The following is a 15,215-nucleotide window of genomic DNA, read 5'->3' on the forward strand; positions in this document are numbered from 1 at the left end:
GGAACCGACTCGATGGAGTGGCTCCAGCACCACGGCGGGGTTCCGGATCCTAGGCTCCCGCGCGATGACCGGCACCTCGTTCCGCGTGCTGGGACCCGTGGAGGTCCGGCGCGACGGCTCCCTCCTCGCCCCCCAGTCCCCGAAGCACCGCGCGGTCCTCGCCGCGCTGCTGGTCGACCCGGGCCGCACCGTGCCGGTCGACCTGCTCGTCGACCGCGTGTGGAGCGGCCAGCCCCCCGCGGCGGTGTCGGCGACGCTGCAGTCGATCGTGTCCCGGCTGCGCCGCGAGCTCGAGCCCGACGTCACCGGCGGCCGCTGGACGCTGCTGGTCACCCGGGAGCCCGGCTACCGGCTCGAGGTCGCCCCGGAGGACGTCGACGCCGTCCGCTTCGTGCAGCTGCTGCGCACCGCCCGCGACCTGGCCGCGCGCGACGAGGTGCAGCAGGCGCGGGAGGCGGTCACCGAGGGCCTGGCGCTGTGGCGCGGTCCCGCCTACGCCGACGTGTCGGCCACCTTCGCCGTCGAGGAGTCCGAGCGGCTCGAGCAGCTGCGGCTGGCCGCCCGCGAGCTCGCCGCCGAGCTGGACCTGCGGCTGGGCCGGCACGCCGAGATCGTCGACGACGTCCGGGAGCTGCTGCGGGCCGAGCCGCTGCGCGAGGGCCTGCGCGCCTCGCTGATGCTGGCGCTGTACCGGTGCGGCCGGCAGGCCGAGGCGCTGGAGGTCTACGAGGAGGGCCGGCGGCTGCTCGCCGACGGCCTCGGCGTCGACCCCGGCCGGGCGCTGCAGACCCTGCACGGCCAGATCCTGCGCCAGGACCCCGCCCTGGCCGGCGCCGGCCGGACCCGCCCCGCGCCGGCCCCGCCCGCCGCGGCCCCGGCGCCGCCCGCACCCGAGCGGCCCGCGGTCCGGCCGCTGGGCCCGCTGCCGGTGCCGCTGACCGCGTTCGTCGGCCGCGAGCGCGAGCTGGCCCAGGTGGCCGCGGCGCTGGCCGGGCAGCGGCTGGTCACGCTGGTCGGCCCCGGCGGCAGCGGCAAGACCCGGCTGGCGCTGGAGGCCGCCCGGCGGCGGCCGGCCGACGCGCCGCCGGCCGCGCTGGTCGAGCTGGCCGGCGTCACCGACCCCGACCTGGTCGCCGCGCAGGTGGCCACCGTCCTGGGCGTCACCCTCGCCGGCGGCGACCCGCTGGGCGCCGTCGCCACCGCCGTGCAGGACCGGCCGCTGCTGCTCGTCCTGGACAACTGCGAGCACGTGGTCGAGGCGGCCGCGACCGTCTGCGCCGAGCTGCTGCCGCGCTGCCCTGAGTTGCGCGTGCTGGCCACCTCGCGCGAGCCGCTGGGCCTGCCCGGCGAGGCGGTGCTGCCCTGCGGGCCGATGCCGGCCGGCGCCCCCGGCAGCGACGCCGAGCGGCTGTTCCTCGACCGCGCCCGGCTGGTCGCCCCGCACCTGGCCGAGCCGTCGGAGGAGGACCTGGCGCAGGTCCGCGAGCTGGTGGCCGCCCTCGACGGGCTGCCGCTGGCCGTCGAGCTGGCCGCGGCCTGCCTGACCACGCTGCCGCTGGCGGAGGTGGCCGGCCGGGTCGACGACCGGTTCGCCCTGCTCTCGGGCGGCTGGCGGACCGCGGTGCCGCACCAGCGCACGCTGGCGGCGACGGTGCAGTGGAGCGTGGACCTGCTCTCGCCGCCGGAGCTGGCGGTCTACCGCGCCGTGGCGGTGCTGCCGGGCACCTTCGGCCCCGACCTGGTCGAGGCCGTCGCCGGGCCGGAGGTCGACGGCGGCGCGCTGGAGCTGCTGCGCGTGCTGGTGGCCAAGTCCCTGGTCGAGCTCGACCACGGCGCCGGCCGCTACCGCATGCTCGAGACGCTGCGGCAGTACGCCGAGCAGGGCCTCGACGAGGCGCAGTCGCGGCGGCTGCGCGACCGGCTGACCGGCTTCGCCGTCGAGCTCAGCGAGCGGCTCGAGCCCACGCTGCGCCGTCCGGAGTGGACCGCCAGCGCCCGCCGGCTCGACACCGAGCAGCCCGCGCTGCGCGCCGCGCTCGGGCACGCGCTGGCCACCGGCCAGGGCGAGCTCGCGCTGCGGATCGGGTCGGCGCTGTCGTGGTGGTGGTACCGCCGCGGGCACGTCGCCGAGGGCCGCCGCTGGCTGGCTGCGGCGCTGGAGGCGACGCCGGACGCGCCGCCCCGGGTGCGCAGCGGCGCCCTGCTCGGCGACGCGCTGCTCGCCTATCTCTCCGGCGACGTCCCCTCGATCTGGGCGCGGACCAACGAGATCGTCACCGCGGCCACCGACGAGTCCGACGGCGTGCTCGCCCTCGCCCTGGTCCTGCGCGGCTTCGTGCGGGCGCTGACCGGCCAGCCCGACCCCGAGGGGCAGACGCCGCACGACATCGCCCGCGGCCTGGAGCTGGCGCAGGCGTCGGGCATCGAGTGGGTGCAGGTCGAGATCGCGATGACCCTCGGCCAGTTCTCCCGGGTCGCCGGCGACGTCGACGGCGCGCTGGACCACCTCGCCCGCGCCGAGCGGCTCGCGGTCGACCTGGGCCACTCGTGGGCGCACTCGTCCGTGCTGTGGATCCGGGCCAAGGTGCTCACCGACGTGGGCCGGCCGGCCGAGGCGCTGGCGGACCTGTGGCAGATGCTCGACCTCACCCACCGCGAGGGCGACCTCACCGGCACCCTCGCCGGGCTGCTGGCCGCCGTCGGCACGGCCACCGCGGCCGGGGAGCCGCGCGCCGCCGGGGTGCTGCTCGGCGCGGTGCAGGCCAACGCCCGGCTGGTCGGCTACGACCCGCTGCGGATGGACCCCATGGACGGGCAGCGCTACGTGGCGGCCACCCGGGCGGCGCTGCCGGCGGACGAGCTGGTCGCCGCGCAGGCCGAGGGCGCCGGACTCGACCTCGGCGGCGCGGTGGCCCTGGTCGGCCGGCTGGCGGAGCAGGCCCGCACCGCGGCGGCCGCCGGCTGAGTCACGGCCGCAGGCCCGCGTACAGGCGGGCCAGGTCGGGCAGCTGGAAGTGGGCGTTGAGCCCGCTGGGGTTGGGCAGCACCCACGTCTGCGCGCCGGCGATCGCGGCGTCCTGGCGGCCCCACCCGTCGCGGGGCCGGCCGGTGGCCAGCCGCCAGGCCGTGATGCCCAGCACCGCCACGACGCGCGGGCGGTACCGCGCCACCAGGTCGCCCAGCGCCGCCGCACCCGCCCGCAGCTCCGCGGGCGTGAGCTCGGCCGCCGTCCGGGTGGGCCGGTCGACCAGGTTGGTCACCCCGAGCCCGTAGCGCAGCAGCTCGCGGTCCTCCTCCGGCGCCAGCCGCCGGGGGGTGAGCCCGGCCAGGTGCAGCGCCGGCCAGAACCGGTTGCCCGGCCGCGCGAAGTGGTGCCCGCGGGCGGCCGAGGTCAGCGACGGGTTGATCCCGCAGAACAGGACGTCGAGGTCCGGCGCGACGACGTCGGGCAGCGGCTTGCCCGCGGGCTCCGAGTCCGCGGTCAGTCCCGCATCGAGCGGACCGCCAGGGCCGCCCCGCCGTAGACGGCCGAGCTGGCCACCGCCCGCACCGTCGTGGCCCGGCCCGACCCGGCGGCCGCCCCGAGGGCGGTGACCACGTCGAGGAGGTTCGCCGCGGCGACCAGGGCCAGGTTGCGGTCGACCTCCTCCGGGGTGCGCGCGGTCAGCGCGGTGACCGAGAGAGCGAGCGCGCGGCTGCCGAAGAGGCGCTGCAGCTGCAGGCCCTGCGGCGTCGGCGGGACGCCGTAGCCGGTCGCGACCGCTCGGGGGGCGAGGACGCTCAGCGCCCCGAACGCCGCGCCGGCGGCGCCCAGCGCCCGCGCCGCCGTCTGCTTGGACATGCCTGCGATGGTGGTGACCACGTCGTCTCCCGGTCGGTGGACCGGGCGGCCGGACTGCTGGGCCGCCCGTCGGGGAGCCAACCAGCCACCCGGACGCCGCGCACCCGGGGGCCGCCGCGACGACACTGGACCCCTGGTGCCGCACCGTCCGGCCGCTGGAGGTACCCCCTGTCGACCGACCTCGTCCCGACCGACCGGGACACCCCGTTCGGCCGGGTGCACAGCCGCTCGGTGGGCCGGCCGCGCGGCGGCGTCGCCGAGGTCGTCGTGGTCCAGGGCATCGGCGTGTCCGACTACCTCGTCCCCGGGCTGCGCGCTCTGGGGACGTGGACCCGTGCCCACCTGGTCGAGCTGCCCGGCTTCTCCGGCAGCGGCGAGCCGCCGCACGAGCTCGACGTCGTCGAGTTCGGGGACGCCGTGGTGGCCTGGCTGGCGGCCGCCGGGCTGGACCGGGTGGTCCTGGCCGGGCACTCCGGTGGCACGCAGGTCGCCGCGCGGGCGGCGCTCCGCCGGCCGGCCGGCGTGCGGGGCCTGGTGCTGGCCGGCCCGACCGTCGACCCGCGCTACCGCAGCCTCGGCGGCGTGCTGCGGGCCTGGTACCGCAACCACCGCCTGGAGCCGCCGGACCTCGACGAGGCCCACCGGCCGGAACGGCAGCGGGCCGGCACCCGCCGCATCGTGCACGCCCTCCGGGTGCACCTGACCGACCGCCTCGAGGACGTCGTCCCCCGGGTGCCGGTCCCGGTGCTGGTGCTGCACGGCGCCGACGACCGGCTGTGCACCGAGGAGTGGGCCCGCGCGTTGACCGGCCGTGCCCGGGACGGCCGGTTCGCGTCCGTGCCCGGCGCGCACAGCTTCGTGTGGACCGCGCCGGCCGCCTGGTCCGACCCGATCCGCGCCCTCGCCGAGGAGGCCGGCTGACCCGCTCGGTCAGCCCAGGAGGTCCACGGCCTCCCGGGCCAGCTCGGGCGGCACGCCGTGGCCGCCGTCGAACTCCCGGTAGGTGACGTCGTACCCGTCGTCGCGGAGGGCGGGCACGATCTCCCGGCTGGTGCGGTCGATCGGCAGCACGTCGTCGGCGGTCCCGTGGGACACGAACACCACCGGCCGGCCGGTGCGCGGCCCCGGGGGCACGAACCCCGGCGAGAACGCCAGCACCCGCCGGAACAGCCGGCCGTTGGCCAGCCCGAGGCCCAGCGCGTAGGACCCGCCGTCGGAGAAGCCGGCGACGGCGATCCGCCCGGGATCGACCGGGACGGTCCCGAGGACGGCGGCCAGCGCCCGGTCGAGCACGGCCACGTCAGGCCCGTAGCCCCGGGAGACGGCGTCCCAGGTCGCGCCGCGGGAGGCCGGCGCGAGGAGCAGCAGCCCCCGCTCGTCGGCCGGCCCGCGCAGCAGCCCGAGCCCGGCCTCGGCGTCGCCGCCCGCCCCGTGCAGGACGACGACCAGCGGGGCGGGCCCGGGGACCCCGGCCGCCGGGACGTGCAGCAGGGGGTCGCGGGTCTCCTCCAGCCCGAGCGGGCGGGTGCCCGGGAGCGGCGGCGGCCCGGTGGGCCGGGCGGTCGGGCGCGCGGTCAGGACGGCCGGGTCCCCGGCCTCCGGCGTCGCGGTGGGCGACCGCACGCCGCACCCGGCCAGCAGTCCGGCGCCGGCGGCCCCCAGCACCTGGCGGCGGGTGGGCACGGCCCCCCGGTACCCGGGGTCCGGCGGGCAGGCACGCCGGGCGACCTGACAGCATCGGCCGCGTGCGGCGACGGGGGGCGGACGAGCTCCCCCGCGAGGTCGGCGTCCTGGCCGTCGTCGCCTTCGTCGTCGCGCTGGGCTTCGGCATCGTCGCGCCGGCCATCCCCCTGTTCGCCCGCTCCTTCGGCGTGGGGACGACGGCCGTCGGCCTGGCCGTGAGCGCGTTCGCCTTCTTCCGCTTCGTCTCCGCGTTCGGCGGGGGCTCGCTGGTCGAGCGGCTCGGGGAACGGCTGGTCCTCGCCGCCGGGCTGGTGCTGGTCGCGCTGACCACCGGCCTGGCCGGGCTGGCGACGTCGTTCCCGGTCTTCCTGGTGCTGCGCGCCGCGGGCGGGATCGGCAGCGCCATGTTCACCGTGGCCGCGCTGGCGCTGCTGCTGCGGGTGTCGCCGCCGACGCACCGGGGCCGGGCGGCGGCCACCTACCAGGGCGGGTTCATCCTCGGCGGCATCGCCGGGCCCGCGGCCGGCGGCCTGCTCACCACCCTGTCCCCGCGGCTGCCGTTCCTCCTCTACGCCGGGTTCCTGCTGGTGGCCGGCGCGGTGGCGATGGTGCTGCTGCGGTCCCCCGACGACGAGGGCGTCGGCGTGGCGGTCGCGGCGCCCGACCTGTCCGACCGGCCGCTGCCGCTGCGGGCCGCGCTGCGCTCCCGGGCCTACGTCGCGGCGCTGGTGGCCAACCTGGGCATCGGCTGGGTGCTCTTCGGCGTCCGCAACTCGCTGGTCCCCCTCTACGTGACCGAGGAGCTCGGCCGGACCGCGGCCTGGGCCGGGGCCGGGCTGCTGGCCGGGTCGGCGGCGCAGGCGCTGGGTCTGCTGCGCTCGGGCCGGCTGGCCGACACCTGGGGCCGCCGGCCGAGCCTGGTGCTGGGCGCGGCGGTCGGGACCGCGGCGATGGCGGTCCTGGTGCTGCCGCCCGCGACCGGGGCGTTCCTGCTGTCGATGGCCACCTACGGGCTGGCCGCCTCGCTGCTGGCCAGCGTGCCGGCGGCCCTGGTCGGCGACGTGAGCCCGGCCCGCGGCGGCCGGGTCGTGGCGGTGTTCCAGATGTCGGCCGACCTCGGCGCGGTCGCGGGCCCACTGGTGGCCGGCTGGCTCACCGACGTCGCCTCCTACCAGGTGGCCTTCGCGGTCAGCACCGCGGTGGTGGCCGCGGGGCTGGTCGCCGCGCTGGCCATCCCGCGGTCGGCGCCGCCCGCCGGGCGCTGACCCGGCCGGGCTCCGGTCAGCCCTGCGGCTCGGCCTCCTGGCCCATCGCCTCGTCGACCGACGTCTCCCCGCCGGTGCGGCCGCCGCCCTCCCGCGCGGGGTCCTGGCCCACGCTGGCGTGCGAGCCCTCGTCCTCGGTGCCCGGCTGGGTCCCCGGCTGTTCGCCCGGATCGGTGCCGCCCACGACCGCCTCCTCGTCCCGTTCGGCCCGCCCGTCCGGCGGAGCCGTGCCGACGGCTCCCCGGTGCCCGCCCGGGGCCGCCGCCACACGCGCCGCCGCGGACGTCAGCCCGCCGGGACCGGCGCGGGCACGGCGGGTGCGTCCCAGTCGACCGAGTGGGCCCGCATCCAGGCCGTCGGGTCGCGGTGGCGCAGCACCAGCGGCATCACCAGGTCGCGGACGAGACGGCCCACGGCCGGGGGCGACTTGGCGCTGCTGGTGGCGAAGCCCTGCGCGACGACCCGCTCCGCGCGCGCCCGGCGCAGGCCGACGAAGGTCCGCAGCGCCTCGCCGACGGGCAGGTCGCGCAGGCAGCGGGCGAGCACGACGGCGTCCTCCACCGCCAGCGACGAGCCCTGCCCGGCCGCCGGCGACGTCGCGTGCGCGGCGTCCCCGACCAGCACCGTGCGCCCGCGGTGCCAGTGGTCCACGCGGGGGACGTCGTGGGTGGTCCACCCGCGCAGCGGACCGGGCGTGGCCTCCACCAGCGCCACCAGCGGCGACCGGTCGCCGCGGTGCAGGTCGTAGAGGCGAGCCCGCCACTGCAGGTCGGAGGTGCCGGCGACCTCCTCCGGCGACGGCTCCGCGGACAACGGCGGATTGGCGAACCACCAGGTCCCGCCGGTGGGCGCGGCGAGGTAGCCGGCGAAGCCGCGCCGGCCGAAGACCATGGTCAGCCGGCCGACCTCGGCGTCGTCGGGTGTGTGCTCGGAGTACCCGGCGGTGTTGAGAACGGGCACGAAGCGGGGCGGCGGGCAGCCGGGGTCGACCAGCGCCCGCACCGTCGACCGGACGCCGTCCGCGCCGACGAGCAGGTCGGCCGTCTCGGTGCGGCCGTCGGCGAACTGCGCGGTGACGCCGGAGCCGGTGTCCTCCGCGCCGGTCAGCCGGGAGCCGTAGCGGACCTCGATGCCGCGGCGCAGCGCCTCGGCGTGCAGGGCCCGGTAGAGGTCCGAGCGCCGCAGCGAGATGCCCGGCGGCCGCCCGGGGTCCCCGGTGGGGAGGACGCCGAGCACCCGGCCGGCCGCGTTGCGGAACTCGATCACGGGCGTGGGGAACCCCGCGGTGCGGACGGCGTCCTCGGCGTCGATCGCCCGCAGCGCGTCGAGGCCGTTGACCTGGACGCCGAGCCACGCGCCGACGTCCCCGGCCGGCGCGGGGTGCGCCTCGTGCACCGTCGCCTCGATGCCGGCCCGCTGCAGCGCCATGGCCGCCACCGGGCCGGCGACCCCGCCGCCGACGACGATCGCCCGTGTCATCCCCCGCACCTCCGGTCCGGCGCCCGCCACCGGGCGCGTACCGGCATCCCCTCACACGGCGCGGCCGGATCCAAGCCCTCCGTGCGCGCAGCCGGTGTCCGGCGGCGCGCCGCTCTGCCAGCATCGGCGCATGACCGGTCTGCAGCCCGCCACGCTCAGCGACGTCGCGATCCCGGCGGCACCGGACGGGACACCCGGGCTGCGGGGTGTCCTCGGCGTCCCGGAGGGGCCCGGTCCCTGGCCGGGGGTGGTGCTGCTGCACGAGGCCTTCGGGATCGACGGCGTCATGCGCCGGCAGGTGCAGCGGATGGCCGACGCCGGCTACCTGGCGCTGATGCCGGACCTGTTCACCGACGGCGGCGCCCGGCGCAGCCTGGTGCCGACCTTCAAGGCGGTCGCCGCCGGGCGTGGGCGCCCGTTCGCCGACGTCGAGGCGACCCGCGCGCACCTGGCCGCGATGCCCGGCTGCACCGGCCGGCTGGGCGTGCTGGGGTCCAGCGTCGGCGGGGGCCTGGCCCTGCACGTGGCCGCCCGCGGCTTCGACGCGGCCGCGGTCTTCTACGCGCGGCTGCCGGCGGACCCGCACACCGCGCTCCTCGGGTCCTGTCCCCTCGTCGCGGCCTACGGCGGCGCGGACCCGGGCCTGCGCGGCACCGCCGCGGAACTCGGGACCGTGCTCACCCGGCTCGGGGTCCGGCACGACGTGCGGGAGTACCCCGGCGTCGGCCACGGGTTCCTGCACGACGCGCCGGTCGGCCCGCGGCCGCTGCGCCCGCTGCTGCGGAACGTGCTGCGGATCCGGCCGGACGCGGCGGCCGCGGCCGACACCTGGGCCCGTACCGGCGCCTGGTTCGACGAGCACCTCAGGGGCTGACCCCCGCCGCGGCCAGCACCTCGCGGGCCCGCGCCTCGATCCCCGCCGGCGGCAGGTCGGTGTCGCGCAGTTCGGCGTACGCCTGCTCCAGCAGCGCGTTGGGGGCGACGAACTCCAGGGCGATGCCGTCGGGGTCGCGGAAGTTCAGGTGCCACCCGAGGGGCATCTCCCGGACCGGCGTGTACGTCGCGCCCAGCGCCGCCAGCTGCGCCTCCCGGGCCGCCAGCTCCTCTCGGGAAGCGGCGGCGAACCCGAGGTGGTCCAGCCCGGTGCGGGTCTCGTCGAAGCGCCCGCCGCCGGCACCGTGGCGGGCCAGCGAGAGAGTGAAGCCGCTGGCCGGGTGCACCAGCACGCGGACGTCCCCGAAGTCGGCGAGCCGGACCAGGTCCAGGACCGCGCAGTAGAACCGCTGGCTGCGGTCGAGGTCGGTCACCGTCAGGGTCAGGTGGTCGACCGCCGGGGCGGTCACCGGGGCCTCCGGCGCGGCAGCAGCCGCGGATCCAGCGGCGCTCCGAACCAGGCGGCGATCCACCTCAGCTGGGCCTCGCGCGGCGTTAGGCTGCGCCCCGGTGTCGTGGTCATGGCGTCCTCCCGATGGGCTCCTGCCGGACGAGCGTGCGGCCGGCGGGCAGGCCGTCGCGTCGGGGGAAACCCCCGACCTGGTCGGCCGGACGGCGGAGCTGGCACGCATCGAGCGGCTCCTCGACGACGCCCGGTCGGGCCGGTCGGGGCTGCTGGTCGTCGAGGGCGAGGCCGGCGTCGGCAAGACCGCGCTGCTGCGGGCCGCGGCCGCGCGCGCCACCGGGTCCACCGTGCTGCAGGCGCGCGGGATCGAGTCGGAGGCGACGCTCCCCCACGCCGTCCTGCTGGAGCTGCTCGGCCCGCTGCGCCCCCTGCTGGCCGGGGTCCCGCCGGGTCAGGCGGCGGCCCTCGCGGCGGCGCTGGGCTGGGGCCCGCCCGACGTCCCGGGCGAGCGGCACCTGGTCGGGGCCGGCACCCTCTCGCTGCTGGCCGCGACCGCGGCGGACACGTCCCTGCTGGTCCTGGTCGACGACCTCCAGTGGGCCGACGCCGAGTCCGCGGCCGCGCTGCTGTTCGCCGCCCGCCGGATGCACGGGGACCGGGTCGCGGTCGTGGTCTCCCGGCGGCCGTCCCCGGACCCGGTGCCCGGTGCCGACCTGCTCCCGGTGGGGGCACTGCCCGCCGAGGAGGCCCGCACGCTGCTCGCCGGTCGGGTGGCCCCCGCCGTGGCGCGCCGGCTCGCCGACCGCGTCGGCGGCATCCCGCTCGCGCTCCTGGAGGTGGCCGCGGCGCTCTCCCCGGCGCAGCGTGCGGGCACCGAGCCGCTGCCCGCGGACCTGCCCACCGGCCCGGCGCTGGCCGGGGCGTTCGACCCGGAGCTGGCCGCGCTGCCGCCCGGGGCGCGGGAGGCGGTGCTGCTGCTGGCCGCGGCGTACGACGGCAACGCCGCCACGGTGGCCGCGGCGCTCGCCCGCACGGGCACCGACCCCGCCGCGGCGCTGGACGCCGCCGAGCAGCGCGGCGTCGTCGTGCGCACCGGCGACGCCCTGGACTTCCGGCACCCGCTGCTGCGCAGCCTCGTGTGGCGCCGGGCCTCCCCCGCCGACCGCCGCCGCGCCCACCACCTGCTCGCCGAGACCGCGCGCAGCGGCGACGACGTCGCCCGCACCTGGCACCGCGCGCTCGCCGCCGCCGGACCGGACGAGGCGCTGGCCGGCGAGCTGGCGGTGGTCGCCGGCCGGGCGCGCGGCCGCCGCGGGCTCGCCGCCTCCTCGGCGGCCCTCGAGCGGGCCGCGGCACTGACCGGCGACGCCGCCCGGGCCGCGGCGCTGCTCGCCGCGGCCGTGCGCGACGCCGCCGACGGCGGGGACGCCGCCCGCGCCCGCGCGCTGGCGGGCGAGGTGCTGCGCGGTGCGGCTCCCCCTGGGGTGCGCGCCGAGGTGCTGCACGTGCTCGGCCGGGTCGAGCAGGACACCGGCTCGGTGCCCGCCGCGCACGACCTGCTCCGGGCCGCTGCGGAGACCGCGGAGGGCCGCACCGCCGCCTGGGTGCTCACCGACCTCGCCGTCGTGCAGCACCGGCTCGGCGACGTGGCGGGGATGCAGGCGACGGCGCGGCGGATCACCGCGGCCGCGGGGACCGGCGACCCCCTGCAGCGGGTGCTGGCGGCGTGGGTCACCGGGATCGCCGCCCTGCACGTCGGCGACCCCGACCGCGGCCGGCCGCACCTCCGGGCGGCGGTGGAGGGCATGGAGGCCGACCCGGAGCTGCGCGCCGAGCCCCGGCTGCTGCCCCTGCTCGTCCTCGCGCTGGGCTGGCTGGCCGACCCGCTGGCCGCCGTCCCCGTCGTCGAGCGCCGCCTCCGCGAGGCCCGCACCCTCGGCGCCCTCGGGGTGCTGGTGAGCGTGCTGTCGATGACCGCCCACGGCCGGGCCGAGATGCTCGGGGACCACGCGGGCGCCTACGCCGACGCCGGGGAGGCCGTCGAGCTCGCCGAGCAGCTCGGCTACGTCGCCGACGCCGCCCCCGCCCTGGAGCTGCTCGCGTGGGAGGCCGCCGCCCGCGGCCGGCACGACGAGGCGGCGGCGTACCTCGACCGCGCCCGCGCCCTCGTCACCCGGGCCGGCACCGCCGCGGTGGCGGCCCACCTCACGGTCAACGAGGCGTTCTGCGCCCTGTGCCGCGGTGACCTGGCCGCCGTCGCGCGGCTGCTGGAGGCACGGCTGGCCGCCGACGGCGGGGTCGGCCCGCTCGGCGAGCCGCTCGGCGTGGCGCCGGTGCTGGTCGAGGCCTGGGCGGGGTTGGGTCGGGTCGCCGAGGCCGCGGAGCTGGCCGCCGAGTACGAGCGGGTGTCGCGGTCACCGCTGCCGCCGACCGCCGCGCTGGTGGCGCGCTGCCGGGCCCTGGCCTGCCCCGACGACGACGAGGCCACCGCGCTGTTCGAGCGGGCGCTGGCCGCCCACGCCGCGGCCCCGGACGCCTTCGAGACCCCGCACACCCGGCTGCTGTTCGGCGAGCGGCTGCGCCGGTCGGGCCGCCGCACCCGCGCCCGCGAGGAGCTGGCCGCAGCCGCGGACGCGTTCGCCGCCCTGGACCTGGTGCACTGGGCGCGGCGGGCGGAGGAGGAGCTGCGGGCCACCGGGCGGACCGCGCGGCCCCGCCGTCCGCTGCCGGAGGAGCCGCTCACCGCGCAGGAGACGCGGATCGCGCTCCTCGCGGCGCGGGGGGCGTCGAACCGGGAGATCGCCGCGGAGCTGTTCCTCAGCCCGAAGACCGTGGAGCACCACCTGACCAGCGTCTACCGCAAGCGCGGGCTGCGGTCCCGGGTGCAGCTGGCCCGGCTGGTCCCCCCCGGCGGCTGAGCGGCCCGCCCACCCGGCTCGGGCGTCTCGGGCGGCGTCGTCCCGGGCGGCGTCGGCTCAGGCGGCGTCGTCCCGGCCGGCCAGCCGGTCGACGAACCGGTCGAGCGGACGCGGCTGCTCGCCCGGCGCCAGCGGCGCCGGCGGGGTGAGCACCCAGAGGACGGCGTAGAGCACCAGGCCGACGCCGCCGGCGAGGGTCAGCGCCACGAACGCGGCCCGCCACAGCACGGTGTCGATGCCGGTGTGGGCGGCGAGGCCGGTGCTGACGCCGCCGAGCATCGCGCCGGAGCGGACGCGGCGGAGTTCGGGACGGGAGGTGGTGGAGGGGATCTGTGTCATGCCACGAGCCTCCCGGGAGCGGCCGCGGCGGGGTATCCGGCGACGCCCGGACCGGTCCCTGGTCCTCGGCGTCCGGGGATCCCCCGACCCGCCCCACCCGCGTGCCGGGACGGCGCAGCGGGCACACTCCGTGCATGGCGGACGCTCGCGGCAGCGGGGCGCCGACCGGCGGGCCGGCCGCGCGCTCCGGGTCGAGCGACGCCACGTCCCCGCACCACCTCTCGCTCCGGGAGTGGTGGCACGTCCTCGGCCGGTCCGCCCGGCAGGCGTTCGGCGAGCGGCTGATGGTGCAGGTCTCGGCGGTCGCCTTCTTCGCCCTGCTGTCGATCGCCCCGGTGCTGGTGACCGCGCTGTCGATCTACGGCGCCGTCAACACCCCGGAGCAGGCCCTCGACCAGCTGTCGGACATGGCCGAGGTGCTGCCCGACGACCTCGAACCCCTCGTCGCCGACCAGCTCACCAGCATCACCACCGCCTCCGGCCAGGTGCTCACCTGGCGGGGGATCAGCGGCCTGGTGGCGGCCCTGTGGACGGCGACGACCGCCGCCACCTACCTCGTCGACGCGCTGACCCTGGCCTACGACGAGCAGGAGACCCGGGGCTTCCTCCGGCGCAGCGGGCTCGGGCTGGCCGTGGTGCTGGGCGGGGCCGCGCTCCTGGGCGGGGTGATCGCCGGCGCCACCCTGCTGTCGTCGGTGGTCGCCGGGGCACCCGGACCGGTCCGCGCCGTCGAACCCGTCCTGCTCTGGCTCGGTCTGGCCGGGCTCATGGTGGTCGTGCTCGCCGTCCTCTACCGGATCGGCCCCGACCGGCGGCAGGCGCGCTGGCGGTGGATCAGCGGGGGCGCGGTGCTCGCGACGGTCCTCTGGCTGGCGACGTCGGCGGCGCTGTTCGGCTACGTGCAGAGCCTCGGGGACTACACGGCCACCTACGGCTCCCTGGCCGGCGTGGCCATCAGCATGGTGTGGCTGTGGCTCAGCGTCTTCCTGGTCGTCCTGGGCGCGGTGGTGAACGCCGAGGCCGAGCGGCAGACCGAGCGCGACTCGACCATCGGGCCCGAGCGCCCCCGGGGTGAGCGGGGTGCGGTGGTGGCCGACGACGCCCCGCCCTTCCCGCGCGACCCCTGACGACGGCGACCCGAGCGCGCAGTTGCGGTCGGCGACACGCGCCGACACGCCGTCCCGAGCGGCGGCAACCGCTCACTCGACGGCGCGGAGGGCTCAGGCGTCGGCCACCTTCGGCGCCACCTCGGTGCCCAGCAGCTCGATGCCGCGCAGCAGGTCGGCGTGCGCCAGCCGCGGGTTGGTCATCTGGATCGACACCCGGTCGACGCCGCCGAGCTGCCCGGACACGCGCACCAGCTTCTCGGCGACGGTGTCGGGGTCGCCCAGGAAGAACGCCCCGTCGGGCCCGCTGGTGGCGTCGAACCGCGCCCGGCTGGGCGGGGGGAACCCGCGCTCCCGGGAGACCTTGGCGAACATCTCGTGCCAGCCGGGGTAGATCGTGTCCGCGGCGGCCTCGGTGCTCTCGGCGACGAAGCCGAACACGTGCAGGCCTACCTTCAGGTCCTCGGGCCGGTGCCCGGCCCGCTCGCCGGCCTGCCGGTACAGGTCGACCAGCGGCGCGAACTGCCGCGGCTCGCCGCCGATGATCGCGACCATCAGCGGCAGGCCGAGCACCCCGGCGCGCACGAAGGACAGCGGCGTGCCGCCGACGCCGACCCAGACCGGCAGCGGGTCCTGCAGCGGCCGGGGGTACACGCCCTGCCCGGTGAGCGCCGGCCGGTGCCGGCCGGACCAGGTGACCTGCTCCGAGGCCCGGATCCGCAGCAGCAGGTCGAGCTTCTCGTCGAACAACTCGTCGTAGTCGGCGAGGGAGAGGCCGAAGAGCGGGAACGCCTCGGTGAACGAGCCCCGGCCCACGACGAGGTCGATGCGGCCGCGGCTGATCAGGTCGAGGGTGGCGAACTGCTGGAAGACCCGGACCGGGTCGGCGGCCGACAGCACGGTGACCGCGCTGCCCAGCCGGATCCGGGAGGTCCGGGCGGCCGCCGCGGCCAGGATCACCGGCGGCGCGGAGTCGTAGTACTCGGGCCGGTGGTGCTCCCCGATGCCGAAGGAGTGCAGCCCCACCCGGTCGGCGGTCTCGATCTCCTCCAGCAGGTCGGCCATCCGCTCCTCCGGTCCCACGGCGCGACCGGTGGCCGGGTCGGTCACCGCCGCCACGAAGCTGTCGATGCCCAGGTGCACGGCGGTCCTCCTGCGGGGTGGGAGCGGGTCGTCGAGCGTTCAACCACCAGTGAACCGCACGGCGCGGCGGCCGGGGACGACGACGCCCCTCGGGCCGGGAGG

General features: G+C 78.6%; 14 protein-coding genes. 6 read left to right on the forward strand and 8 right to left on the reverse strand.

Translation table 11 applies throughout. The features are described 5' to 3' along the window. Positions 1-64 precede the first annotated feature (64 nt). Positions 65-2,965, forward strand: coding sequence for a BTAD domain-containing putative transcriptional regulator (locus tag ACI79V_RS00200; RefSeq protein ID WP_456885737.1), 2,901 nt, complete (start codon positions 65-67; stop codon positions 2,963-2,965). Between the two features lies 1 nt (position 2,966). Here ACI79V_RS00200 and mug read toward each other — a convergent pair whose 3' ends face one another. Both mug and ACI79V_RS00210 read right to left on the reverse strand, forming a co-directional pair. Then, complete coding sequence (mug, locus tag ACI79V_RS00205; RefSeq protein WP_456886244.1) at positions 2,967-3,485, reverse strand: G/U mismatch-specific DNA glycosylase; 519 nt, start codon at positions 3,483-3,485, stop codon at positions 2,967-2,969. Then, positions 3,482-3,841 carry a hypothetical protein gene (locus ACI79V_RS00210; protein ID WP_456886259.1) on the reverse strand — a complete coding sequence of 120 codons (360 nt, stop codon included), beginning with the start codon at positions 3,839-3,841 and terminating at the stop codon, positions 3,482-3,484. The genes mug and ACI79V_RS00210 overlap by 4 nt, the downstream gene beginning before the upstream one ends. 216 nt (positions 3,842-4,057) lie before the next feature. Between ACI79V_RS00210 and ACI79V_RS00215 the strand changes: the two genes are divergently transcribed. Continuing rightward, positions 4,058-4,762 carry an alpha/beta fold hydrolase gene (locus tag ACI79V_RS00215; protein WP_456885739.1) on the forward strand — a complete coding sequence of 235 codons (705 nt, stop codon included), beginning with the start codon at positions 4,058-4,060 and terminating at the stop codon, positions 4,760-4,762. A 9-nt stretch (positions 4,763-4,771) separates the two neighbouring features. Here ACI79V_RS00215 and ACI79V_RS00220 read toward each other — a convergent pair whose 3' ends face one another. Beyond that, on the reverse strand, positions 4,772-5,524 hold the full coding sequence (locus ACI79V_RS00220; protein WP_456885740.1) for an alpha/beta hydrolase: 753 nt from the start codon (positions 5,522-5,524) through the stop codon (positions 4,772-4,774). A gap of 62 nt (positions 5,525-5,586) precedes the next feature. Here ACI79V_RS00220 and ACI79V_RS00225 point away from each other — a divergent pair, with 62 nt between their 5' ends. Beyond that, positions 5,587-6,789, forward strand: coding sequence for an MFS transporter (locus tag ACI79V_RS00225; RefSeq protein WP_456885742.1), 1,203 nt, complete (start codon positions 5,587-5,589; stop codon positions 6,787-6,789). A gap of 16 nt (positions 6,790-6,805) precedes the next feature. On the opposite strand, the gene ACI79V_RS00230 is transcribed toward ACI79V_RS00225, so the two are convergent. Next, positions 6,806-6,973: a hypothetical protein gene (locus tag ACI79V_RS00230; protein ID WP_456876157.1), complete on the reverse strand. Its 168-nt coding sequence runs from the start codon at positions 6,971-6,973 to the stop codon at positions 6,806-6,808. A 101-nt stretch (positions 6,974-7,074) separates the two neighbouring features. Further along, positions 7,075-8,268: an FAD-dependent oxidoreductase gene (locus ACI79V_RS00235; protein ID WP_456885743.1), complete on the reverse strand. Its 1,194-nt coding sequence runs from the start codon at positions 8,266-8,268 to the stop codon at positions 7,075-7,077. Between the two features lie 130 nt (positions 8,269-8,398). On the opposite strand from ACI79V_RS00235, the gene ACI79V_RS00240 reads away from it, so the two are divergent. Beyond that, positions 8,399-9,142, forward strand: coding sequence for a dienelactone hydrolase family protein (locus tag ACI79V_RS00240; protein ID WP_456885744.1), 744 nt, complete (start codon positions 8,399-8,401; stop codon positions 9,140-9,142). Here ACI79V_RS00240 and ACI79V_RS00245 read toward each other — a convergent pair. Beyond that, on the reverse strand, positions 9,132-9,611 hold the full coding sequence (locus ACI79V_RS00245; protein ID WP_456885745.1) for a VOC family protein: 480 nt from the start codon (positions 9,609-9,611) through the stop codon (positions 9,132-9,134). The two genes, ACI79V_RS00240 and ACI79V_RS00245, sit on opposite strands and share 11 nt — an antisense overlap. A gap of 100 nt (positions 9,612-9,711) precedes the next feature. Between ACI79V_RS00245 and ACI79V_RS00250 the strand changes: the two genes are divergently transcribed. Then, the gene (locus ACI79V_RS00250; protein ID WP_456885746.1) at positions 9,712-12,525 is read left to right on the forward strand and encodes an AAA family ATPase; all 2,814 of its coding nucleotides are present in this window, start codon (positions 9,712-9,714) and stop codon (positions 12,523-12,525) included. A 57-nt stretch (positions 12,526-12,582) separates the two neighbouring features. Here ACI79V_RS00250 and ACI79V_RS00255 read toward each other — a convergent pair whose 3' ends face one another. Further along, the gene (locus tag ACI79V_RS00255; protein ID WP_456885747.1) at positions 12,583-12,864 is read right to left on the reverse strand and encodes a PspC domain-containing protein; all 282 of its coding nucleotides are present in this window, start codon (positions 12,862-12,864) and stop codon (positions 12,583-12,585) included. A 134-nt stretch (positions 12,865-12,998) separates the two neighbouring features. On the opposite strand from ACI79V_RS00255, the gene ACI79V_RS00260 reads away from it, so the two are divergent. Continuing rightward, the gene (locus tag ACI79V_RS00260) at positions 12,999-13,991 is read left to right on the forward strand and encodes a YihY/virulence factor BrkB family protein (RefSeq protein ID WP_456877363.1); all 993 of its coding nucleotides are present in this window, start codon (positions 12,999-13,001) and stop codon (positions 13,989-13,991) included. Between the two features lie 93 nt (positions 13,992-14,084). Here ACI79V_RS00260 and ACI79V_RS00265 read toward each other — a convergent pair whose 3' ends face one another. After that, complete coding sequence (locus tag ACI79V_RS00265; RefSeq protein ID WP_456885748.1) at positions 14,085-15,113, reverse strand: LLM class flavin-dependent oxidoreductase; 1,029 nt, start codon at positions 15,111-15,113, stop codon at positions 14,085-14,087. Between the last annotated feature and the right edge of the window lie 102 nt (positions 15,114-15,215).

The sequence above is a fragment of the Geodermatophilus sp. SYSU D00700 genome, from assembly GCF_054050255.1.